Source organism: Candidatus Saccharibacteria bacterium, from assembly GCA_016699955.1.
Taxonomy (GTDB): domain Bacteria; phylum Patescibacteriota; class Saccharimonadia; order Saccharimonadales; family UBA4665; genus JAGXIT01.
Window position 1 is genome coordinate 795,793 of record CP064993.1, and the last position, 21,798, is coordinate 817,590.

General features: G+C 48.1%; 19 protein-coding genes and 1 pseudogene. 10 read left to right on the plus strand and 10 right to left on the minus strand.

Annotation, left to right across the window (positions count from 1 at the left end; translation table 11 throughout):
• Positions 1 to 30: 30 nt before the first annotated feature.
• Genes IPL85_04060 through IPL85_04070 form a run of 3 tightly spaced genes read right to left on the minus strand, consistent with a single transcriptional unit; the run spans position 31 to position 5,545 of the window.
• Positions 31 to 432 (minus strand): four helix bundle protein, encoded by a 402-nt coding sequence (locus IPL85_04060; GenBank protein ID QQS19430.1) that lies wholly within the window; start codon positions 430 to 432, stop codon positions 31 to 33.
• Positions 429 to 4,439: a phosphoribosylformylglycinamidine synthase gene (gene purL, locus IPL85_04065; GenBank protein ID QQS19431.1), complete on the minus strand. Its 4,011-nt coding sequence runs from the start codon at positions 4,437 to 4,439 to the stop codon at positions 429 to 431. The genes IPL85_04060 and purL overlap by 4 nt, the downstream gene beginning before the upstream one ends.
• Complete coding sequence (locus tag IPL85_04070; protein ID QQS19432.1) at positions 4,439 to 5,545, minus strand: phosphoribosylformylglycinamidine cyclo-ligase; 1,107 nt, start codon at positions 5,543 to 5,545, stop codon at positions 4,439 to 4,441. The genes purL and IPL85_04070 overlap by 1 nt, the downstream gene beginning before the upstream one ends.
• Positions 5,546 to 5,732: 187 nt before the next feature.
• On the opposite strand from IPL85_04070, the gene IPL85_04075 reads away from it, so the two are divergent.
• Entirely contained in the window at positions 5,733 to 6,392 is a 660-nt protein-coding gene (locus IPL85_04075) for an HAD family phosphatase (protein QQS19433.1), read from the plus strand.
• A gap of 237 nt (positions 6,393 to 6,629) precedes the next feature.
• Positions 6,630 to 6,890 (plus strand): HAD hydrolase-like protein, encoded by a 261-nt coding sequence (locus IPL85_04080; protein ID QQS20436.1) that lies wholly within the window; start codon positions 6,630 to 6,632, stop codon positions 6,888 to 6,890.
• Here IPL85_04080 and purE read toward each other — a convergent pair.
• Both purE and purK read right to left on the minus strand, forming a co-directional pair.
• The gene (gene purE / locus IPL85_04085) at positions 6,887 to 7,405 is read right to left on the minus strand and encodes a 5-(carboxyamino)imidazole ribonucleotide mutase (protein ID QQS19434.1); all 519 of its coding nucleotides are present in this window, start codon (positions 7,403 to 7,405) and stop codon (positions 6,887 to 6,889) included. The two genes, IPL85_04080 and purE, sit on opposite strands and share 4 nt — an antisense overlap.
• A gap of 109 nt (positions 7,406 to 7,514) precedes the next feature.
• Positions 7,515 to 8,648, minus strand: coding sequence for a 5-(carboxyamino)imidazole ribonucleotide synthase (gene purK, locus IPL85_04090; GenBank protein QQS19435.1), 1,134 nt, complete (start codon positions 8,646 to 8,648; stop codon positions 7,515 to 7,517).
• Positions 8,649 to 8,802: 154 nt separating this feature from the next.
• On the opposite strand from purK, the gene IPL85_04095 reads away from it, so the two are divergent.
• Positions 8,803 to 9,426: a Crp/Fnr family transcriptional regulator gene (locus IPL85_04095; GenBank protein ID QQS19436.1), complete on the plus strand. Its 624-nt coding sequence runs from the start codon at positions 8,803 to 8,805 to the stop codon at positions 9,424 to 9,426.
• Positions 9,427 to 9,435: 9 nt separating this feature from the next.
• Here IPL85_04095 and IPL85_04100 read toward each other — a convergent pair whose 3' ends face one another.
• On the minus strand, positions 9,436 to 9,801 hold the full coding sequence (locus tag IPL85_04100; protein ID QQS19437.1) for a response regulator: 366 nt from the start codon (positions 9,799 to 9,801) through the stop codon (positions 9,436 to 9,438).
• Positions 9,802 to 9,809: 8 nt separating this feature from the next.
• Positions 9,810 to 11,624, minus strand: coding sequence for a CHASE domain-containing protein (locus IPL85_04105; GenBank protein ID QQS19438.1), 1,815 nt, complete (start codon positions 11,622 to 11,624; stop codon positions 9,810 to 9,812).
• A gap of 532 nt (positions 11,625 to 12,156) precedes the next feature.
• Here IPL85_04105 and IPL85_04110 point away from each other — a divergent pair.
• The 4 genes and pseudogenes from IPL85_04110 to purB all read left to right on the plus strand — a co-directional run bounded on the left by IPL85_04110 (position 12,157) and on the right by purB (position 15,629).
• Positions 12,157 to 12,408, plus strand: coding sequence for a GlsB/YeaQ/YmgE family stress response membrane protein (locus IPL85_04110; GenBank protein QQS19439.1), 252 nt, complete (start codon positions 12,157 to 12,159; stop codon positions 12,406 to 12,408).
• Positions 12,409 to 12,506: 98 nt separating this feature from the next.
• Positions 12,507 to 12,911: a YggT family protein gene (locus IPL85_04115; protein QQS19440.1), complete on the plus strand. Its 405-nt coding sequence runs from the start codon at positions 12,507 to 12,509 to the stop codon at positions 12,909 to 12,911.
• A gap of 244 nt (positions 12,912 to 13,155) precedes the next feature.
• Positions 13,156 to 14,114: pseudogene (locus tag IPL85_04120) on the plus strand (phosphoribosylaminoimidazolesuccinocarboxamide synthase).
• Positions 14,115 to 14,216: 102 nt separating this feature from the next.
• Complete coding sequence (gene purB / locus IPL85_04125) at positions 14,217 to 15,629, plus strand: adenylosuccinate lyase (GenBank protein ID QQS19441.1); 1,413 nt, start codon at positions 14,217 to 14,219, stop codon at positions 15,627 to 15,629.
• 101 nt (positions 15,630 to 15,730) lie between these two features.
• On the opposite strand, the gene IPL85_04130 is transcribed toward purB, so the two are convergent.
• Positions 15,731 to 16,717 carry a transposase gene (locus IPL85_04130; GenBank protein QQS19442.1) on the minus strand — a complete coding sequence of 329 codons (987 nt, stop codon included), beginning with the start codon at positions 16,715 to 16,717 and terminating at the stop codon, positions 15,731 to 15,733.
• A gap of 183 nt (positions 16,718 to 16,900) precedes the next feature.
• Between IPL85_04130 and IPL85_04135 the strand changes: the two genes are divergently transcribed.
• A complete protein-coding gene (locus IPL85_04135) occupies positions 16,901 to 17,467 on the plus strand; it encodes a class I SAM-dependent methyltransferase (protein QQS19443.1) in 567 nt (188 codons plus the stop codon).
• 24 nt (positions 17,468 to 17,491) lie between these two features.
• A complete protein-coding gene (locus tag IPL85_04140) occupies positions 17,492 to 18,028 on the plus strand; it encodes an NUDIX domain-containing protein (GenBank protein QQS19444.1) in 537 nt (178 codons plus the stop codon).
• Between the two features lie 361 nt (positions 18,029 to 18,389).
• Here the strand turns inward: IPL85_04140 and IPL85_04145 are convergent, their stop codons facing one another.
• Both IPL85_04145 and IPL85_04150 read right to left on the minus strand, forming a co-directional pair.
• Positions 18,390 to 19,148 carry an SGNH/GDSL hydrolase family protein gene (locus IPL85_04145; GenBank protein ID QQS19445.1) on the minus strand — a complete coding sequence of 253 codons (759 nt, stop codon included), beginning with the start codon at positions 19,146 to 19,148 and terminating at the stop codon, positions 18,390 to 18,392.
• A 177-nt stretch (positions 19,149 to 19,325) separates the two neighbouring features.
• Complete coding sequence (locus IPL85_04150) at positions 19,326 to 20,249, minus strand: DMT family transporter (GenBank protein ID QQS19446.1); 924 nt, start codon at positions 20,247 to 20,249, stop codon at positions 19,326 to 19,328.
• 311 nt (positions 20,250 to 20,560) lie between these two features.
• On the opposite strand from IPL85_04150, the gene IPL85_04155 reads away from it, so the two are divergent.
• Complete coding sequence (locus IPL85_04155; GenBank protein QQS19447.1) at positions 20,561 to 21,745, plus strand: hypothetical protein; 1,185 nt, start codon at positions 20,561 to 20,563, stop codon at positions 21,743 to 21,745.
• Positions 21,746 to 21,798 lie beyond the last annotated feature (53 nt).

Genomic DNA, 21,798 nt, shown 5'->3' on the forward strand with positions numbered 1-21,798 from the left:
CTCCTCCTTAATTGAATCATGAATTTTGAATTATGAATCATGTAATTTGTTGTACTGCCGGGTAGTTTTTAGTAGGCCAGTTAGTAGCTTGTGGGTTATTACTGATTGCTTAGCAAGTATTTTAAAATCATCGGCTGTAATATAGCCAACGTCTCGACTAACTAAAAGTTGATTTTGTAGCTCAGTAAGCGAACCGTGAGCCATTGAAAAAAAATGTGCTTTATCAGGGTAGGATGGTCTTGAAAAACCCTCAGCAATATTTGATGTCACCGAGACAGCCGCTCGGCGAATCTGGCTGGTTAGCCCAAATTGCTCGTTGACAGGAAACGTTTTTGTCGTAGTGTAAATGAGAATTACTAATTTATGACCTTCTTTCCGGGTGTCTAAGTCAGTAAAGCTCCTAATGCTTTTTTTACCTGCTTCATGATTCATGCTTCATGATTCCTATCCGTTACCCAGTCGTGGGCGTTTACAAACATCTGGAGCCATGGTGAATCCTCTGGCCAGTCGGAGGGGTGCCAAGAAAGCTGACGGGTCATGAAAGCACGCTCGGGGTGTGGCATCATAATGGTGGCGCGACCGTCTGGTGTGGTAAGTGCTGTGATGCCCTCTGGTGAGCCATTTGGGTTGGTTGGATAGACTTCTGTCGGTTTGTGGTTGTCATCGACGAATTGTGCCGAAACTAGGCAGCTTTTTACTGCGGATTGCTGCTCCTGCTTTGACGCAAACGCCGCATAACCCTCGCCGTGTGCGACCGGTATGGGCAACACAGAGCCAGCCATACCCTTGAAAAAGATTGACGGTGATTCGTTTAACCTGATTTGCGGCAAGCGGGCTTCAAATCGTTCGCTGCGGTTTTGCAGGAACCGTGGCCAGTTATCTGCGCCTGGTATAAGTTCTTTCAGCTCAGAAAGCATTTGGCAGCCATTGCAGACGCCTAAACTAAAGGTGTTTGGTCGTTCAAAAAATGCTTTGAACTGTGCTCGAAGTTTTGGGTCAAAGAGGATGGTTTTTGCCCAGCCGCCCCCAGCGCCAAGCACGTCACCGTAGCTAAACCCGCCACAGGCAACAAGGCCGCTAAAGTCATCGAGTTTTGTTGTGCCAGTAATGAGGTCGTTTAGGTGAACGTCTACGGCTAAAAAGCCGGCGCGGTTGAAGGCGGCGGCCATTTCGATTTGACCGTTGACACCTTGCTCACGGAGGATGGCAATTTGTGGGCGGTTGATATACCTTTTCTTATCTTTTTGAAGAGAGGCTTGCCCCTCTTGAGGTGTTTTCTTTGCTTCGCTCGAAAGCAGCCTCCGCTCCCCCGCTCGCTGTTCGCTCGCGGTGTGCGCTCGTTCGGTCAGCGGTGTACCCTCATTTGTTTGTTGCCTTAATGCCGCTACTCTTAACTCATAACTCTTATCTCTTAACTTTAGCAGCGGGTTTAGCCCGGGGTTATTGTCATGGTTAATCAAAGCGTATTCTTGGTCGGCGCAGGCGGGGTTGTCGCGCAATTTTTGTATGAGGTAACTGGTTTCTGCCCACCACTGTTCGAGCTGAGCGCGAGTACTTTTGTATACTATTTTCTGCCCATCGCTAAAAACAATATCTTGCGTTTTTGTGGGCTTGCCAATTGTGTACGCGGAGTCGCCAAAAACCCGGGATACAGTTTTTTCGTCTGTTGATTTTACTTGGATGACTACGCCGAGCTCTTCGTTAAATAGTTTTTCAATTGTTTCTCCGGGAAGAGCGGCGATTTTTATATCAAGTCCGCAACGGCTTGCAAATGCCATTTCGCATAGAGTTGTAAGTATTCCGCCATCTGAGCGGTCGTGGTATGCCAAAATCTTTCCGTCTGCTTTTAATTTTGTCAGTGAGTTAAAGAAGGATTTTAAGAGCGTCGGGTCAGCATCGGGTGTTTTGTCGCCTGTTTGGTTGTAAGCTTGCGCAAGCGCCGAGCCTCCCATTCGAGTCTGCCCACCGGAAAGATCGACAAACATGAGCAGCGAATCGGTAGTGGTGTCGAGCTGAGGCGTTAGTGTTTTGGTGACGTTAGTCACTGGGCTAAAGCCGGTTATAATGAGGCTAAGTGGTGATGTAACTGATTTTGCTTCTTTGCCATCAGTCCAAGTTGAACGCATGCTCAGGGAATCTTTGCCGACAGGAATAGTCAAGCCAAGCGCCGGGCAAAAATCTTCGCCGAGTATGTGGACAGTATCGTAGAGGGCTTGGTCTTCACTACCTTGTCCGGCCGCCGCCATCCAGTTGGCTGATAGTTTTATGTCTGATAGTTTTTTGACGTCGGCAGCCAGCATGTTTGTGATGGTTTCGGCGACAGCCATACGGCCGGAGGCCGGTGCGTTGGAAACAGCCAGCGGCGTGCGTTCGCCCATGGTCATTGCCTCACCATGATTGCTCGTAAACCCAACGGCAGAAACGGCTACGTCACTAACAGGCACCTGCCATGGTCCAACCATTTGATCACGGGTAATTAGGCCGGTGACGGTACGGTCGCCGATGGTTATGAGGAACTTTTTGCTACCAACAGCGGGTACGTGAAGCACGCGCTCTACGGCCTCTTCAATGTCAATATTTGCAGTATTGAATGAAGCTGTCTGAGCCAATACAGATGTATAGGTGCGTGTCATTTTGGGAGGTTTTCCAAAGAGTGTACTCATGGGTAGGTCTACGGTGTCGTTGTCGAGTAGATTATCATGCACGACAAGTCGATCTTTGTCTGTCGCAGTACCAATGACGGTGAATGGACATCGTTCTCGTTTGCATATACTCGCGAAACGCTCAACGTCTGCTTCCCTTAGTCCTATGACGTAGCGTTCCTGGGCCTCGTTGCACCAGATTTCCATAGGCGACATACCCGGGTCGGCATTGTCGATATTTCGTAGTTCAACCTCTGCTCCTAGGCCGGCGTCATGCACAAGCTCCGGCACGGCGTTACAGTAACCGCCGGCACCAATGTCGTGAATCATGACGATGGGGTTTTCGCTACTCGCCCAGCACGTGTCAATGACTTCCTGCGCGCGGCGTTCCATTTCGCCGTTTCCTCGCTGGACTGATGCAAAGTCGAGATCCGCGCTGCTTGCGCCGGTTTGCATGCTGCTGGCTGCGCCGCCGCCGAGACCAATGAGCATAGCTGGCCCACCGAGGATGATAATTTTGTCGCCGGCTTTTAGCTTGCCTTTTTGAACGTGCTGGTCGCGGATGTTCCCCAGACCGCCGGCAATCATGATCGGTTTATGATAGCCGCGTACGCTTTGACCATCGTGTTGCTCAAAGGTACGGAAGTAGCCAGCTAGGTTTGGGCGACCAAATTCGTTAGCGAACGCCGCGCCGCCTAAAGGAGCGTCTATCATAATGCCCAGCGGTGAGGTAATCCTGCTTGGTTTTCCGTATGGTTTTTCCCAAGGTTGTCCTGCGCCAGGCAAGTTCAAATTTGATACGCTGAATCCGGCCAGTCCCATCTTGGGTTTGGCGCCGCGACCGGTGGCGCCCTCGTCCCGGATTTCACCGCCAGTACCGGTGGCTGCGCCCGGAAACGGTGCAATGGCAGTCGGGTGATTATGTGTCTCAACTTTTATAACAGTATGAATCGGTTCTTTGCTGTAACCATATTCATGCGTTTCTGGGTTTGGGAAAAAGCGATCAGCGACAGGACCAGCGATTACGGCGGCGTTATCTGAATATGCACTGAGCACGTCTTCGCCGCCACGCTCAAACGTGTTACGGATCATTTTGAATAAACTTTTTGGCTGCGGCTTACCGTCTATAACCCAGTCGGCATTGAATATTTTGTGGCGACAGTGTTCGCTGTTGACTTGGCCGAACATCATGAGTTCGGCGTCAGAGGGGTTACGGCCAAGTTCGGTGTAGGCGGCAACAAGATATTCAATTTCATCGGCACTGAGGGCAAGCCCCTGCTCTGTGTTTGCCTTTTCTAGCGCGTTTTTGCCACCCTCAAGCACATTGACGATAATGAGTGGCTTCGGTGATGGTTCGGCAAAAAGTGCCTTGGCCGAACTCAGTGAGTCTAGAACAGCCTCGGTCATGCGGTCATGGAGTAGTGGTTCGATTGTCCCGCGCTCGATTGGCCGAGACGATTCGATATAATAAGCCGTTCCTCGCTCAATTCGTTTGATACTAGATAGACCAGCATTGTGTCCAATGTCGGTTGCCTTTGATGACCAGGGAGATATTGTACCTGGCCGAGGTGTTACCAAAAATAGTTCGCCGCTTCTTGCGCCGTTGTACGGGGTGTCGTAGGCTAGGAGCTTACTGAGCTCTTTGTCTTCATGTGACGAAAGCTTTTTATCGCCGTTTATGAAGTGTACATACTCTGCGGTAACACTGCCTATGTGTTTGTCGACTGACTGCAACTGTTTGAGCAAATTTTTCGCACGGAAATCCGATATTGCGTTGACCCCTTTGTATATCTGCATTAGCGCACCTCCAAGGTTTCTGCTGAAAATGTTAGATTCTTTGGCTTGATAATCACCTGCTTCTTACCTCGTTTGACTTTTCCACCCCTGATGGCTTTTACCCCATTACGCTTAGCGGCTGCGAGAACCGAGTCGGTGTCCTGTGGCGCAACATACAGCACAAACCCGACGCCCATGTTGAAATTGCCGTACATTTCGCTGTCATCAACACGGGACTCGGCTTGCATGTGTAGAAATTCTGGTTGGGGCTCCAGTATGGTTTCGATTTCGTAGGTAAAAGCCGCGTTGGCACGCATTAGCTTGCGCCAGCCATGACCGGTGACGTTTACCATGTAGTGAGGAACAACGCCCGCCTCGAGTACATCACGGACGAGAGGTACATACAGTAGTGTAGGGGTTAAGATTGCCTCACCAAATAGTTTCCCGTTGGATAGTGTTGTTTCATAGAGTTGGGGGGTTTTTTCGTATAAATGCCGCACAAATGAAATACCATTGGCGTGTATACCACTACTTTCTACTAGAATAATTTCGTCACCGTCAGCTAGCTTATCTCCAAGAACGAGATTTTCTTTTGGGTTAATTATTCCTACGGCCGAACCTCCCAAATCAATTGTGTCTGGGTTAATGATGCCTTTAAGCGCTGGTGTTTCACCGCCCCCCCACGCTGCACCAATTGCATTACAAGCCCCTGCCCAGCCAGTCACAAGATCGGTAGCTCGCTTACGGTCGTTCATCCAAGCGCCGTCACCGAGAGCAAAGTAAGCATTTACAACCTGCGGCAAGGCCCCAACGACAATTAGGTCATTGACAATCATTGCTACCGTGTCTTGGGCGAGTGAGTCATAGTAAGTTTTTCCGGTGGTTTTACGCATTGCGTCTGCCACGAGATTCTTAGTACCGAGTCCTTCTATGACAAGTGCACGGTATGCATCTTTTTCTTCCCAAACATAGGCCGATTCTCCTCGGCTCGCACCGACTTCAGTAGCGCCGAAACGTGCATGATTTTGAGCTGTCGACAGCGCAGCTTTTTGCGCTAGCACCTTCACCGGATCCATCGCGCTGTAATCCACACCAGTCTGTGCATAGGTTGTTGGATTGTTTGCCATAGACCCTCCTTTCAACTAATAAAAAGGCACGCATTGCGCCACCTCGTCCGTACTCACCTATTGTAACAACATTATCTATTCTACTCTACTCGACTTACGAGGGATATTTCATTGTTTCAGCATAGCCAAACGCTTCATACATGGCAGGTAAACAGCAGAGGTTTAATGGGGCTGGTATACTTTTCTTATGCAAGCTGTGATTTTTGACATGGACGGTGTGCTCATAGATAGTGAGCCAATTTTTGAGCAGCACCTGCAAGTCTTTTTGTTGAGTTTGGGTATCGAAGATCCTAGCAAGCTTACGCATAATCTCAAGGGTGTCAGCTCGAAGAACGTTTCGCGTCTGATTATCGAAACATTTGAGCTTGATTATCAGGTTGACGAGTTAATTGCGTTATCGCGCAAGGCGTATATGCAGCATCTAAACAACCTCTCAGCGCTACCGTCTATTCCGGGCGCAGTTAAGCTTGTGAAGAGTCTTGCCGCCGCCGGACACCCCTTGGCATTGGCTTCGTCTGCTTCGGCAGCACGGATCGATCTATTTTTGAAAAAGCTTGGGCTTAAAAGATATTTTCCTGTTATTGCTTGCGGTGATGATGTGGAACATTCCAAGCCGGCACCGGACATCTTTTTACTGGCCGCAGCCAGACTTGGAGTTGATCCCGCAAACTGTGTTGTCGTGGAAGATGCCGAAAATGGTGTGCAAGCCGCAAAAACTGCCGGGATGAAATGTATTGCTTACGGTGGCTCCGAGCACAACAGCGACAACCTACTGGCAGCAGATATTGTTGTGAAAGATTTTGAGCGTTTTGTGGATGCTCTGAGGCCGGGTAAGCTACCGGTTTGAGGTATGTCTTGTCTCTGCAAACTGGGTAAACTATTCTGTTTGTATGACTAATATTGTTTTTGATTGGAAGCGGACGCTGTACGAACCCGAGGAGGATGAGCTTATTGGCGGGGCGCTTGAACTTCTGGAATGGCTGGGCAGCCAGGAGATTCCCACGGTACTTATCGGTAAGGGCGACACTGATATGTACGGTAAAGTAGATCGGCTAGGAGTACGGCAGTATTTCTCGCAAGTTATATTTCGCGAGGGTGCAAAGATACAGATCTATTTGCCCTTTTTGTCAACACGTTTGATGCTAAGCAAACAGTCTTCATCGGTGACCGTGTACGCTCAGAGCTTGCGGTTGGAAATGTGCTTGGCGCTACAACGATTTGGGTGAAGCAAGGCAAGTTTGCAAACGAGTTACCAGAACTGGATAGTGAGAAGCCCACCTCTACAGTTGCCTCATTGACGGAGGTGAAAAACCTTCTCACCAAACTTCAGCAAGTCAAATACTAGGAGTGGCTTTCTAGGTAGCCCTGCCAGCCTTGTTGTTGGAGTTTTGCGTCGGCGGTGAGGACGCTGTCGTGTTGATCGGCGCGGAAAGCGACGTACTTATTGGCAAGAGTGGTGTCACTCAAGGCTAGGATTTCTACTGCCATAAGGGCGGCGTTGCGGGCACCATTTTCGGGCATGGTTGCTAGCGGGATGCCGGGGGGCATTTTTATACTGGACCAAAATGCTTCGTGGCCGTGGTGGTCGCGTTTTATGGGAACGGCAATGACGGGCAGCGTGGTGTGTGAGGCCGTCATGCCGGGGAGGTGTGCCGACCCGCCTGCCCCAGCGATGATAACTTTCAGTCCGCGCTCGGCTGCAGTCCGCGCGTACTCTTCCATGACATCTGGCGTGCGATGCGCCGAAACCACGCGTACCTCATAACTAATCCCAAAATTATCTAGCATTTTGGCAGCTTCACTCATGATGTCGAGATCGCTATCTGACCCCATTATGATGCCGACAACTGGTTTGTTCATACAATCCTCCTTAGATTTAAGAGATAAGAGTCATGAGTCATGAGTTTTGACCAACCGTGCGAAATATCGCTCTTATCTCTTATCTCATATCTCTTGTCGTTATACCACATCATATGCTCAGTAAGCTCCGGGCTTTTCGGGCGTTTTTACGAGCAGTTTCTATGTCCGAACCTGTGACGGTGATGTGACCCATTTTGCGGTCGATTTTGGTCGGGGATTTGCCATAAAGGTGGATGCTTGCACCTGGGATGGCCAAAACATCAGGGGTGCCTTTTACCTGGGTTTCGCCGTCTCGCTCTCCCAGGATGTTTATCATGACGGCTGCGGCTACGACGAGGCTTGTGTCCCCCAGTGGTAAACCGGCAATGGCGCGGATGTGTTGCTCGAACTGTGAAGTGCGGCAGGCTTCGGTGGTGTAGTGGCCGCTGTTGTGAACTCGTGGTGCGATTTCGTTTACTAGTACTTCACCATCTCGCGTCAGGAAAAGCTCTATGCCAAATGTTCCCGCACCGCTAAGCAGCCCAGCGACCTGGCGGGCAACGGCTTCGGCTTGCTTCATTATTTCAGCCGAAACTGGCGCTGGCACAAGTACCTCGGTGCAAATGTTCCGCTTGTGAATAGTCTGGACGATGGGGTAGAGTGCGACATTGCCCTGCATGTCTCGCGCAACCATAACGGCTAGTTCGCTTTCAAAGTCGACGAGGCCTTCGGCGTAAAGAGCCTTGCCCGCAAAATTCTTTAGTGCCTGATCAAGATCAGCTTCAGAGCGAACAACCATGTTGCCACGGCCGTCGTAGGCGCCGTGACGGGTTTTGACTATCATGCAACCGCCGAACTGCTTGAGGGCATCCCGAGCGGAACTTTCCCCTGTTATTTCGGCGAATGGGGCTAGGGGAACTTTATTATCTTGGAGAAACTGCTTCTGAGCATACTTGTCCTGGATGAGCCGGATGGTGCTGGGCGACGGGTTTATTGTCGCCCCATTTTGTTCCAACTTTGCTAATGCGTCGGCGTCAAGATGCTCGATTTCCACGGTAATGTAGTTTGACTCGGTCGCCAGTTGTTCGAGCGCGCGTTCGTCATATAGGTTGGCGACGATTTGCCGCGCTCCTACCTGCTCTGCTGGGCAATGTTTGCCTGGGTCAACAACAACAATTTCAAAGCCAAGCGGTTTGGCGGCAAGCGTGAGCATGCGACCTAACTGTCCGCCGCCGACAATACCAATAGTCTCGACTGCTCCCATATGGGTTTATCATACCAGTTCTCAGGATACGAGCATAGCACCTGGCGAAAAATGACGATTACACGCATATCGCACCAGCTAGCCAGCTCGGCCGGCAGAGCCGTGAAGCACTATTGGCTTACTCTTTTGCGCTATTACTCTGTATACTAAAGCCATGATGCGGGAGAAAAGAGTACGAAAAGAACAGATTGTGCTCTACCAGGGTGAAGCTCTAAGCGGCGTATATGTCATTTCTGAAGGTATTATTCGTGCTTACAGTATCCTTGGAACGGGCAGTGAGATAAATATTGCTCTCTATGGCCCGGGAGACTACTTCCCTGTTGAAACGGCGTACCATAGCGCCCCGGCCACACTTTTTTACTACGAAGCTTTGACAGACTGCGTGCTTCACAATCAGACAAATGAAGATTTTCAGTCACTTCGAGCAGCAAATGACAGTACTCCTGCGCAAGACAGCAAGCGGTATGTGGGGGCACTGCTCCATGTCAATGCGCTTGGTCAGGCTAACGCGTACGAAAAACTGGGTCACACCTTGCGTTACCTAGCAATCAGATTTGGCATGGCTATGAGCGGCAAAGGATTTGTGAGGATAAATATTCGGCTGACACAACAGGATCTAGCAAATTTGTGCACAATGTCACGCGAGACAGTCAGTATAGAGCTCGCAAAGTTGAAGGCTAAGAACGCAGTAAGTGAAAAGTTGAAGCTCTACACCGTCAACTTACCGCAGCTCAATAGTTTGCTCGGTGAGGACAACATCGATGAAATTATTATTTAACTAGCACTGCTATTGCAGAGTGTTTTGTATGACGTTGACAAGCTCATTTGGAGTTGCCCAGGCTTTGAGCATAAAACGTGAGGCACCGAGTCCGAGAACTTCCTCGACGTCCGATTTACTATCTAGGTTGCTAAACACGATAATTGGGATAGGACTATTTTTACCAAGTCGGCGTAGGAATTCTTTGCCGTCCATAATGGGCATAAGTAAATCAAGAAGGATAACATCTGGCGTGAAGTCACTCATGACATCGAGTGCTTCCTGTCCGTTGAAAACTGCACGAACATCATAGCCACTTTTTAACAAGATTATGCCGAAAGCGTCATTGAGCGCTGAATCATCTTCGACAAGGAGTACTTTGTGGGTTCGAGGCATGCTAAGTACTATACGTTGCCGGTGTAGTTGTGTTCTGTTAGCTGGATAACAGTTTCATCACTAATCATATGTTTTGGTAGAATAAGTATGAACTCCGTCCCCCTTGGACGACGTTGTTTTGTAGTGATTTTCCCACCATGCGCCACTGCAAGCATTTGGGCAAGATAAAGGCCAAGCCCGCTGCCGGCTTCTTTACTCGAAAGAGGGTTTTCTATGCGACTAAACTTCTTAAATAACCTACCTAGGTCTTCGCTGGCGATACCAGTCCCAGAATCGCTAACACGCAGTCGTATAGTGCCTAGCTTTTCCTGCAGGGTGATCTGCACAGTACTGTTGGGATACGAATACTTTATGGCGTTACTCACCAGATTTTCTATAATCATGCGAATAAATCGTTCATCGCCGATAATTGTGACATTGGGGGGGACTCTGAGCTGGAAAGATATTTCTTTTGGCTTGGCTTGTTCTCGCATGGCTTCAGCAACATCGAGTACTGTGGCAGAAAGTGTAAAGCGTTCCGGCTTGAGGCTGAGTTGGCCGGCATCGGCCTTGGCGACGTAGAGCAGCTGATCAATAATCTCGAGCTGGCGGTCATTTGAGGCGTATGCTTTGTTGATTATGCTGAGTTGTTCGGGCGTTTGGTTACCAAAATAACCCTCGCGGAGCATACCAATGTATTGCTTTACACCTGTAGCGGGGGTACGTAACTGGTGTGAAGCGAGTGCAAGCAGTTCATCGCGCGTGTTTTGGAGCTCTGAATTATGTGACTTCGTAAGTTTGTCAATACGGATTTTTAGCAAAAGGAAAGCGAAACTACCGAGCAGTATGCTTATGCCGAGCCCCCCAAAAAACAATCTTAGCGGATGTACCTGACCACTTACAATAGTCTGTGGGACATGCATGCTAAGGCGCCAGACGCGTGAGTTCACGCGCAAGGTGTCGCTAACCATATTGCCAGAGATGGCACTGCTTTTTTCGGAAGAGAACAAGCGCTGTGGTTTGCCATCGGTGACGTCATCTATGGTGTAGCTCACTCCCTTTGCTTCCGACTCTGATGCATATGGTTGTAGCATGTCAGAAACGTAGAACGCGATGTAGACGAACCCTCTAATGGATAGTCGACGGGCGTCTTGAGCCTTAGGATCTCGGCCGCCAGCATAGACTGGATAATACAAAATTCCATTTTTTGAAGCTTGGTCCGTTCGTGGTGACTGTTTAAAAAAGTCTATTGGGGCGGTGAGAGTTGTGCTACCGCTATCCGTGGCTTTGGCAATTGCTGTTCTGCGTGCCTGCTCTGAGAACATGTCATATCCAACGGTAGCCTGGTTGTTAGAGTTATATGGTTCTATGAACGTCACCGGTACATAAAAGTTTCGTTCGCCTGCTGGTATGATTTGAAAATCAGTAAATCCGTCTGCTTGCATTTGTGCAAAGTGGGTACTTTTTTGATCATTTGTGATATAGCGCGCATAACCGAGCGCCAATATACCTGGGAATTTTGCCTTGATACCATTGGTTTGGTAGTACGTACTCCAGTCTGCCCGGTTGATTGCATCATCTCCCTTTATGTAGGCTGCGGTAGCTCCAGCGAGAAGAATCTGTTCGTAGGCAATAAATTTGTTTTGTATGTAGGCTTCAGCGTTTTGGAGCTGTTGCCTTTCTGCTAGGGCGTAATCACGTCGATACTGCGTATCAACGATATGGATGTAAACGTATGTCGTAAAAGTGCCGAGCGCGGTAACGATAATGGCGATGACAAGGGCTGCAGTGCTGAGACGTTGTCGGTCTGCTCGTTTTACTCGCCCTAAAAAGAAGCGTTTCATGTAGCTATCCTAACAGATACCCGCCAATCGCTATGTGAGCTGGGCCACACATTGTTGGTTTGCGGGCTCATAGTTTTGATTTTATAAGCGGCCTATTATGGAGATGTTGCCATAGAAACATTGCCACGCAGCACTTTGACAAACAGCCAAGCACTATTAACGGATCATGCGACAGGTCCTTTAGCCGGCTTACCCTTTGTCCCAAGAAATCAATGCTCTGTAGAGAAACCAGTGTAGAGCGACGCTAACAGTCTTAGCTCCACTTAAATTCTTCAGAAAGGAACACGATATGAAACATTTGGAACTTGAAATACGGATTGAGCGGTTTTTAAACCGAAAAACCCGTGAGTTTCCCGACATTTTTAACACTAGCTAGACTAGATAATGACAGGGCCAGCAGCGAGCCGTTTAAACGGTCCGGTTGCTGGCTCGCGGTCAGTCAGAGATATCGGTCGGGCGCACACTACTGTGGCCGCGCTCGGCATACTACAATAAAAAATAATTAAATTACATTATATAAAGGAAAAAAACTATGAATATACTACTTTGGATCATTTTTGGAGCACTTGCTGGATGGATTGCATCACTTATTGCCGGAACAGATGCGCGTCAGGGGGCTATTGCTAATATAATTGTTGGCATTATTGGTGCTTTTGTCGGTGGATTCCTCATGCAGCTACTTGATAAAAGCGGCGTAACAGGGTTTAACCTCTATAGTATGTTGGTTGCCGTTCTTGGTGCAGTCGTTACGCTCTTCATTTACCGCAAACTTTCACGGAGCTAAGAGCACATTAGTGCACTCTGCCCGGATATCCCATCCTTAAAAAATGGCCGGGCAGTTCACCAGGTTACAATAACAAGGATAAGAAAAGGAAAAATACCATGGTTCAGGAATCACAAGTCGAAGTAACCCGCGAAAGCGGTATTGATGAGGCTGGCAATGATGTGCAGTCACAACGCGTCGTTCGTCAGGAAGAAAACGCGGCCAGTAATTCAGGAGTTGCCCGAAATGTCATTTGGCTTGTTTACGGCATTGTTGCAGGGCTGCATGTTATTCGCTTTTTACTTTCGCTCCTTGGAGCGAACGGCAACAATGGCTTTGCAAATCTGATTTACAACATAACAAACCCATTTGTTGCTCCATTTCGATCGCTGTTCAGTGTTGATACAACGGTTGGAAATGGTACCGGTCGGTTTGAGATCGAGACACTGGTCGCTCTCCTTGTCTACGGTTTAATTGCCTGGGTGCTGGTACGTATTGTTCGTATTCGTAAGGATACAGACTGAATAAAAGGGGCGGGTTTTGCCTGCTAGCGCCTGAACGCGCTAGCAGTGGTGTTTACATCGAACTGAAGTTACATTAATATGCCCGCTGAAATTCAGCGGGCATATTTTATTGCCCAGAATAATCCACTTTATTCATCTTCTTAAAATCACTGTAGCCAGCATTATGTCATCACTGTAGGTGCTGATGTGCGGGTTGCACCGGAGAACTCTTAACTCTAAACCCATAACTCTGTATACTGAAAGCATGAGTGAAAAAATTCTTGAGGGAACGAGTTTTTCGTTGCCTGGTCAACAGGCGGTGTATCACGGCAAAGTACGTGATGTCTATGACTTTGGCGACAAACTGATGATGGTAACGAGCGACCGCTATAGCGCCTTTGACCGGATTCTGGCGGTGGTCCCTAACAAGGGTGCACTACTGACGGCAACTAGCCGTTGGTGGTTCGAGCAAACAGCGCACATAGTACCGAATCATATTATTTCCTACCCCGATCCAAACGTCAGCTACTGCCACAAATACGAAGTTATACCGCTGGAAATGGTTGTACGTGGCTACATAACGGGCGTGACAAATACATCCCTGTGGCATACCTACTCAGAAGGTCAGCGTAATTACGGTGCTTTCACTCTACCAAACGGGCTGAAAAAGAATGATAAGCTAACCGAACCAGTGCTGACGCCGACAACGAAGTTCGAAATCCATGACCGCAACCTGACACCGGCCGAAGCGCTGACAGAAGGACTTTTGAAGGACGAAGTTTGGCAGCGCGTCAGTAACTTTGCGGTTCAGCTTTTTACATTTGGTCAGAAAAAGCCGAAGCAAAAGGACTGCTGCTGGTCGACACTAAGTACGAGTTTGGCCTTACCCCACAAGGTGAAATTATATTGATAGATGAAATACACACCCAGGATTCGTCGCGCTATTGGCTGGCCGAAACCTACCATCAGCGCATTGCCCAGGGCATGGAACCAGAAAACTATGACAAAGAATATTTGCGACTGTGGTTCAAGGAGCGTTTCGACCCCTACAGTGACACGCCCGCGCCAGAAGTGCCAGCCGATATAATTGCCGAGTTGGAGCGCCGCTACCTGTTTGTTTACGAAAGCCTGACAGGCGAAGTTTTTGAGCAGCCCGATACGGAAAATATTGAAAAACGGATTGAAACAAATTTGCGTCAAGCGCTGGGTCAATATGATAGTTAAGGGTTACGAGATAGGAGATAAGAATTGTGCTTTGCATAGTGCATTTCGTGCCTTAACTCACATATCCTATCCCTTAACTTTAACCGCTAAGGAGGAAAGACGATGACCTTATCACCACTAGATTTTTCACCTACCTCTGGAGACAATCGCTTTAACAGCATAGATCCGCTCGATGGTCGGTACTATGATCCCGAAATTGCCCGATATTTGTCTGAGCGCACACGTATTTTGACGCAGGCGCACGTGGAAGCTGCCCTTGCCTATGGGCTGGCTGAATTTGGGCTGTGCAGTCAGGAAATTGCCGAGCAGATAGATGCCGCGAGCCGAAAGATTAGCGTGGAGGCTGTCTCAGAAGAAGAAAAAACCACCCGTCATGACGTAAAAGCCATTGTCAACACTATTAAAAAAGAGCTGCCCGAAACGGCGCAGCCCTATGTACATTTTGGCGCGACATCATACGACATTGTTTCAACCGCCATGAGTTTGCAGCTGCGCCGGGCGATTCGTGAGCTGGTGTTGCCGCGCCTGCAAGACTTGCAAAAAACACTGGCGCAGCTCGCGGAACGTTACGCCGAAACCGTACAAATAGGTCGCACACACGGTCAACATGCCGTGCCAATTACATTTGGATATTTTCTGGCTACGTATGTAGAGCGGCTAGACGACAGTATACGGCATCTTGATATTTTGGCCGGCGAGCTGAAGGGTAAATTTTCTGGTGCGGTCGGTACATACAATGCTATTTCAGTGTTTGTCGATGACCCGCTAAAGTTCGAAAAAACCGTACTTGGGTTTGTCGGGCTTGAACCTGCTCCGGCTGCGACGCAAATTGTCCCAGCAGAGGGTTACATACGCCTTCTAGATGAGCTTGCAATTGCTGCCGGTGTGATGGCAAACCTATCGCACGATATGCGCAACCTACAGCGTAGTGAAATTGGTGAGGTGCGTGAAAAGTTTGAGGAAGGCCAGACGGGATCTTCGACCATGGCGCACAAGCGCAACCCATGGAACTTCGAAAACGTCATTGGCATGTGGAAACAAGTCACGGCGCAAGTTGTGAACGCGAACCTCAATATTAGCAGTGAGCACCAGCGCGACCTGACCGATTCATCGTCTGCTCGTTTCTACACGACTTCATTTGCGCTCGTTGCGTCCATGGCGAAACGGCTGCAAGAGGTGATGAGTAAGATTGAAGTTGACGAAGCGGCCATGAAGCGGAATCTTTATCTTACTAAGGGAGCAATTGCCGCCGAACCTCTGTACTTACTGCTCGAAAAGTACGGGCACACCACAGCGCACGAAGTATCCAAGGCTCTCGCCCACAAAGCAATGGAACAAAACGTACCCCTGTACGAAGTGGCATCCCAGGCGGAAACCATCGCCCCCTATTGGGCAAAATTCACCGAAAAAGAGCGCGAACTAATCCTCTCCCCAGAAATCCACTACACTGGCCTCGCAATGATGAGAGCACATAGTTTAGCAGTTCTAAATTTGACAAACATACAACATATGTAATAAGATAGACAAGATTTTTAACTAAGTTTTTCAGAAAGATAACACCGCCAATATGATAGGTATTGCTCAAGAATTAGCCACAAATCCACGCATTTCGCACCTTAACCACGCATACGAGCAGCCAGCGCTAGCTGGATGCTCGGTTTTATGACCTCCCACTTTTGTTGGTACATGCTGTTTTGTATATTGTTTAGCCTGTCCTGAGATCTTCTCTTGTGTCTTTGTATCCAGGTGAGCATAGAGAGCCCAATGTGGTTTCTCTGTGCTCGGCCAGTGTTGGCCAGACAGCGAGTAAAACCACAGGTTTGTTTGAGTTCACGATGCAACACTTCGACGCTCCAACGTCTTTCAAAGTACTCTTTGACTTGGCTCCTGGATAGATCGAGCTTGCTAGTACCAATGTAATCCGTGCGACCGTGTTTGGTCACGAACCGGAATAGCTTGATCCATCCGTATCCTTTGAGGTGTACGACCAGACCTTCATCTGGTATCTCGAGGGTTTTAATCTGTACATGTGGTTTGTTGACCAAACGGTTACTACGTAACCCCATCACCCAATCCCAGCCATGAGAGCGAGTGGCTTTAAGGTTATCTAAACTGGAATACCAACTGTCGGCAACAACCATTTCAGGCGTAAGTTGACGCTGTTTTACAGCTGTCAGCATATCCCTGAAATGGTTGTTTTTAGTCTTGCCATCTTCCGACGGATTCCATATACGGTAGTCCATCGGCATGTAGTCTTCTTTACTGGTTTGCCATAAGGCATTAACTACACCAATACCTTTAGTTATGTCGTGCTTCGAGCCGGCATACTGCCAGTTTACTAATTCAGTCTTACCACTACGACTTTTGTCTATGACTACATCGTCAAAGACAAGGATACCAGGTTTAGAGGCTACCTCAGACTTAGCAGCCTGCCACAGATCCTTGGGCTGTACCTTTTCGTCTGCAAGCCAACGAGAGATGCTGTCATGTGATAGCGTCGATCCATCTGGAGCAACTTCGCTCAGTGACAATGCTGAATATCTATCTGCTGTTACTTCCAAGAAAGCACAATACAGATCGCGAGAACATTTTGATCGAGACATGTTTATTTTATCCTGCTTAGTTTTGCAGGGCTAACGCCCTGCTACTAATTATGCAGGTTGGGGGTTAAAGTGCGAAATGCGTGAAATCAAGAGACTCTTTGGGACACCCAACATGCCCTTCGAGGGGGACAGGGTGGATTTGAAGGAGCCAGAATTGTTGATGAACCAAATGACGCAGCAGTTATGTTCAACGGCTTACTGCCACCTAAATCAACTATTGCAGAGCTTGGATCTGCAAATGGACGAGATGCTAGATATTGGGCTCAATTTGGGGGCCATACTGTGCATTGTTTGGATTTCTCTCAGGTCGCACTTGACCAGTTAGTAATGCATGCAGTGCGGCAAGGAGTAGCAGATCTAATCAAGCCATGGCACTTCGATGCCAATTCCGGCAGGCTTCCCAAGGAGGTGGACAGTTTCGATGGTTTCTATGCGAGATCAGCTTTGCACGTTGATGACGCGACGTTAATGGCCCTTTTGGCTGATGTTGATAGTCGTTTACGTCCGCAAGGTGTTGTATTTATCGAAGGCAAAAGCACTCATGATACCAAAATTGCACGTAGTATAAACTTGGGTAACGGATTAGCCGTGGACCCAGAGGAAAATGGGCATCTACGTCGAATATGGTCTCCAGAAACACTTCAACAAATCTGTCGTATTTTTGGTTGGATTTCATTAAATCAAGATACAATTAAAGAAAAATGGGCAGGTACTGATGCAACGTTCCTCCGTTTAGTAGCAACCAAATAACATTACCTATATAATCGAGAAACTATGATTGATTCATCTACGTCAAACCCACGTGTCGTTGTGTCTGCAATAATCGAAAAAGTTGAAGATGGAATGTGGTTTGTCTTCATGCAAACACGTTGGAAGCCACAAGCAAGCCCTACCTATTTAGGCGTATTCGAGATTCCGGCTGGTGGTATTGATGGATATGAGAACGTGTATGATTCGGTTAAACGTGAAGTCAAAGAAGAAACAGGCCTTGAGATCATTCGTTTTATTGATGATTTTCAGACGCCAGTTACGTATGCTCGTCTTGGAGATTCCTCAATAGCTTTTCGACCATTTATATGTCAGCAAGTACTCGAGACTAACGGTGGCCTTCCATGGGTAGGATTTGTCTTCCGTTGCGAAGCTACGGGCACAATTTCCATGCAAACTAGTGAAGCTAAAGACCCCCGTTGGGTATCTATTGATGAGCTGGACGAGTTGCTAAACAAATCTCCCGAGAAGATCTTTTCACTTCACGTCGCTACCCTAAAGTACTATGTTGACTTTGTAAGAAATCTAACAAGGAGCCTATGATTTTTGGCATAAAGTAGACTGGTGGTGTCTGATAATTCGGCGAACATTTTGGCTAGAAGACCTGCCGACCTTCGACAGAGAAAAAATATGTGATTTTGTGTCGTTGTCCGTCTCGGCCGTTTTGCTTACTACGCTTTTCGCACTTTAACTTCGCCGTCATCTTCCCCTTATAATCAACACACAGTCTTTCCCGGAAAAGACGAAAATATGTTTCTATTCACTGTATTATGGAAAATAATTCTACGTGGTGGGGCGTTCTTGGTTACTAGTTTCGCTGGTTTCATGAGTGATGAGGTAGGTTGTGGTCAGGAGGACTAGGGCGCTGAGGGTGGGGCTGATCAAATGTTTGTAACAGCGCAAACTATCGGATTTTTGCTGCTACTGCTGGCGCGATTTGGGCATTTCCTGCGGCGTTTAGGTGCAAGCCGTCTCCAGTGAAAAATGCCGTGTTAGCTAGTTCGGAACGGTTGGTCGCAGCTATTTTTTCGCCCAGTAAGCCTCGTGTGTCAATTATTCGGCCTTGAGGAGCTAGCCAAGCCGAAAGCCACTCATTATACCAATCGCGCCTATGTTCTATGGCGAGAGAGTCTACGTCGGAGACCTGGGTAGTAGTGGTGCGGGGCATAGGTGTAATCCAATATACCTTTGCTACTCCGGCATCACGCAGTGCTTGGTCGGCGTAGACCGCTTCCCATTTCGACAGCTCCAAAGAGTTCGGATCATTCAAATTGTAGTTTTCAGCGAATTGATAGATATCGTTGTGACCTATCAAAATAATAGCAGTAGTCGGACGCTCGGTTGTCGAGGCCAACGCATTTTGGATTTGCTTTTTGAGTGTCATTTGAGTTGGGGCTGTGGGATGGGCGCGCAAAACCGAACCACCAATCGAATAATTTGTGATCGTGGTACCGCTTAGGCTGCCGGCCATTTCTGGAATTGTCGCTCCCAGTGTTGGATATGCTGTCGAGCGCCATTGGTTGGTTACTGAACCCGCCATGATTGAATCACCAAAAGCCCATACCGTCTGTCCGGCTGCGTTTGTTGTGCGTCCCTGCAGACCAACCGATATTGCCAATATGACTATTAGAGCGCCCGTAAGGATCATTAGTTTATTTTTCATAGAACTCCTCGATTAATATATAAACCATATCACTTTTTTCTTACTAAATCAAGGGTTGTCGATATTGAGCCGTTCTACATATCAATTTTTTGGACAGAAATTAAGGACCTGAATTGCCCGTGTATGGCTTTGGCTGAAGTGCATGTCTGCATCTGCCCAGTGTATGCTTGTTTGTCTTTACAAACTATGACTATCTTCCAGAACCGTATTTTTCATCGACAGTGTGTATGTGCATATTAGCAAAATAACCGCACCAACTCCCTGCGTGAGTGTCAGGCCCTGTTGTAGGAACGCCCAGCCAATGAGGACGGCGCTGAGTGGCCAGGCTAGTTCAAGTACAGCAGCGCGACTGGCGGTAACGCGCTGGAGGCCGTAGTAGTAAATGAGTAACGCCACTAGGCCAGTGCTAAAGGTGATGGCGAGCAGGTAGAAAAACTGTGGCTGAGTGATTTGCGAAACGGCTGCGGCTGAGCCAGAGCCGAGTACAAAAAAGAGCGAAATCACTGCCGTCAAACCAAATCGTGCAGCTGTAACGTGCGGGTATGAAGTGCCCTTCAGCGCGTATTTTGAAAACGCGGTGCCAATGCCCCATGCAGCAGCTGCGCCAGCTGCATAAAGTGCGGCGATGAGGGTTCCCTTGCCTGTATCAAGATTAACTGTGAGGTCCGGGAAGCTGACTAGGTAGGCGCCAATAAGTGCGACTGCGGCCAAGCTAAGAAACTTCGCGCTTAGTTTTTCGCGCAGTAACATCGCTGCGGTAGCAATCGCAAAAATTGGGTTTAATTGTTGCAACAGCACAACTACCGAGAAGTTTATAAAGTTTACCTGCCCAAGTGCCGCGGTGTACAAAATGGTGCCGAGTGCGCCAGACAGGAGCGCAACCAGTCCCATAGCCCACCATTGCTTACGGGTTAGACCACGGAATTTTGAGCGCGTAGACCACAGAAACGGCGCCAGAAGTATTACTCCCAGCACGTGTTCATAAAACACAACGACTGAAGGTGGCAAGCTATATAAATTACGCCGTAGCAGACCGTCTACGCTCCAAAGCAATGCTGCAACTATCACAGCGAAAGCCCCCGCATGGGCAAATTTATTCATTGATCAGTTCCCTTTCTACTGCTATTGCAGCAACTCGATTGCTCGAGTTTCCGACTGTACGGCCGGTGAACGAATTGCACGTTCTCATCCAAGAAAACTTGGTCGACGACTTAAGGCCGTAGGACCTATCACGTCCGATTGGCGAATTTCACGCCACCCTGGTTAGTTTTACAACCCTACTTTACCATACCTCAGCCGTAAGCACACAAAAATAGATTGTCCGGCCGTACAATCTATTTTGATGTTTTTTCATGATTCAAGCATTCATAAAAATTGTATATTGTGCAATGTATTGCTATACTTTACGAATCGTGGACATTTTTATACCACCCTCGCGGCGATCAGCGCCGGAAGCATTAACAAATGAATTCCGGTTATTTTATGATCCTCGACACGATTTTGAGCGAAGTGATACCGCTGAACAATTGCTATGGCTCTCCCGTGGTCGCAGCATCTCACCAGACCCCGATGTTAGTTTGCATGTTGGTTCAAGAATCTTAGCTCGTGAGCTAGCACATACTCGTCTAATAGCCATCGGTAGGCATGATAACGCTGGTGGCCTGAACATACCCCATCAAGAATTGGACAGTATTGTTGATCTAGCATATTTTGATGCACATCGTACCATCCGAGCGCTGGAAAAGGGCATCTCTCGTCTCTTGTGTGATTATCCTGATATCGCTGCGCAAGCAAAAAAAGAAGATCCAGAACGCATCTTACTTTTTGGAGCTATGGGTAGCAGCCTCTCTCATTTAGGGCAGAGACGCCGTAACGGCAATCAATACGCACAGCACCCCCTTGAAAGTACCATGATCGCTGAAGTGATTGAAAAAAGACAGTTTGGTACTGTGTCGCCAGAACAGTACAGCGTACAGTCTGCTATTTTGAAGTACGTGTTGTACGCTCACGATGAGATTGAAGATGATATGTCTAGCGAAGAGGGTAAACGGAACCATTCTTTCTTGGCAAAGAAAAAAGTACACATGACACCTCTCGTTCATTACATGCTTTTACAGTATCTCGGTTACACAGAAGAAGTAGCAGACTATGCTTCCGACGGGCTGTTGCCGCTAACAAAAACTGTTGGCTTGAGTGGTCGGCGCAATTGGTATGACTATATTCGTGAGCTGGCTTCGGCAGCACCAGTAGCGCCAAGCGGTTTTGAAGGCATAATAACAGAAGTAAAAGAAATAGAAATGTCCCACAATTCTGAAGTTGATAAGGATAATCATCCAGCAGAATCCACTCTCACGGGCGATAATTTAAGATTGGCTGAAGTAAAGTACTATCGGCGTAAAAAAGATTACGATTGGGCTAGAGAGGAGTTGCGCAGGTACACCACATACCTCAGTGGGTATCCGGCGGCTATCGCGCAACATGTCGGGGCTGTGAGCGCAGAGGACATCAAGAGGCATAAAGGGGCTGGGTCGTTAAGTACCATGCTTGTGCCCGATTTGCTCGTTGCTTCATTTTTTGCGGGAAATCAGGCCACATGATTATTTACCGTTAAGACTTTATTAGGTACACTGTGAGAAGAACTGGAGGGTTC

Excerpts from the sequence above, each read along its gene's own strand:
- IPL85_04060 (QQS19430.1), bottom strand. The coding sequence starts at position 432 with ATGAATCATGAAGCAGGTAAAAAAAGCATTAGGAGCTTTACTGACTTA.
- purL (QQS19431.1), bottom strand. The coding sequence starts at position 4,439 with ATGCAGATATACAAAGGGGTCAACGCAATATCGGATTTCCGTGCGAAA.
- IPL85_04070 (QQS19432.1), bottom strand. The coding sequence starts at position 5,545 with ATGGCAAACAATCCAACAACCTATGCACAGACTGGTGTGGATTACAGC.
- IPL85_04075 (QQS19433.1), top strand. The coding sequence starts at position 5,733 with ATGCAAGCTGTGATTTTTGACATGGACGGTGTGCTCATAGATAGTGAG.
- purE (QQS19434.1), bottom strand. The coding sequence starts at position 7,405 with ATGAACAAACCAGTTGTCGGCATCATAATGGGGTCAGATAGCGATCTC.
- purK (QQS19435.1), bottom strand. The coding sequence starts at position 8,648 with ATGGGAGCAGTCGAGACTATTGGTATTGTCGGCGGCGGACAGTTAGGT.
- IPL85_04095 (QQS19436.1), top strand. The coding sequence starts at position 8,803 with ATGATGCGGGAGAAAAGAGTACGAAAAGAACAGATTGTGCTCTACCAG.
- IPL85_04100 (QQS19437.1), bottom strand. The coding sequence starts at position 9,801 with ATGCCTCGAACCCACAAAGTACTCCTTGTCGAAGATGATTCAGCGCTC.
- IPL85_04105 (QQS19438.1), bottom strand. The coding sequence starts at position 11,624 with ATGAAACGCTTCTTTTTAGGGCGAGTAAAACGAGCAGACCGACAACGT.
- IPL85_04110 (QQS19439.1), top strand. The coding sequence starts at position 12,157 with ATGAATATACTACTTTGGATCATTTTTGGAGCACTTGCTGGATGGATT.
- IPL85_04115 (QQS19440.1), top strand. The coding sequence starts at position 12,507 with ATGGTTCAGGAATCACAAGTCGAAGTAACCCGCGAAAGCGGTATTGAT.
- purB (QQS19441.1), top strand. The coding sequence starts at position 14,217 with ATGACCTTATCACCACTAGATTTTTCACCTACCTCTGGAGACAATCGC.
- IPL85_04130 (QQS19442.1), bottom strand. The coding sequence starts at position 16,717 with ATGTCTCGATCAAAATGTTCTCGCGATCTGTATTGTGCTTTCTTGGAA.
- IPL85_04135 (QQS19443.1), top strand. The coding sequence starts at position 16,901 with ATGTTCAACGGCTTACTGCCACCTAAATCAACTATTGCAGAGCTTGGA.
- IPL85_04140 (QQS19444.1), top strand. The coding sequence starts at position 17,492 with ATGATTGATTCATCTACGTCAAACCCACGTGTCGTTGTGTCTGCAATA.
- IPL85_04145 (QQS19445.1), bottom strand. The coding sequence starts at position 19,148 with ATGAAAAATAAACTAATGATCCTTACGGGCGCTCTAATAGTCATATTG.
- IPL85_04150 (QQS19446.1), bottom strand. The coding sequence starts at position 20,249 with ATGAATAAATTTGCCCATGCGGGGGCTTTCGCTGTGATAGTTGCAGCA.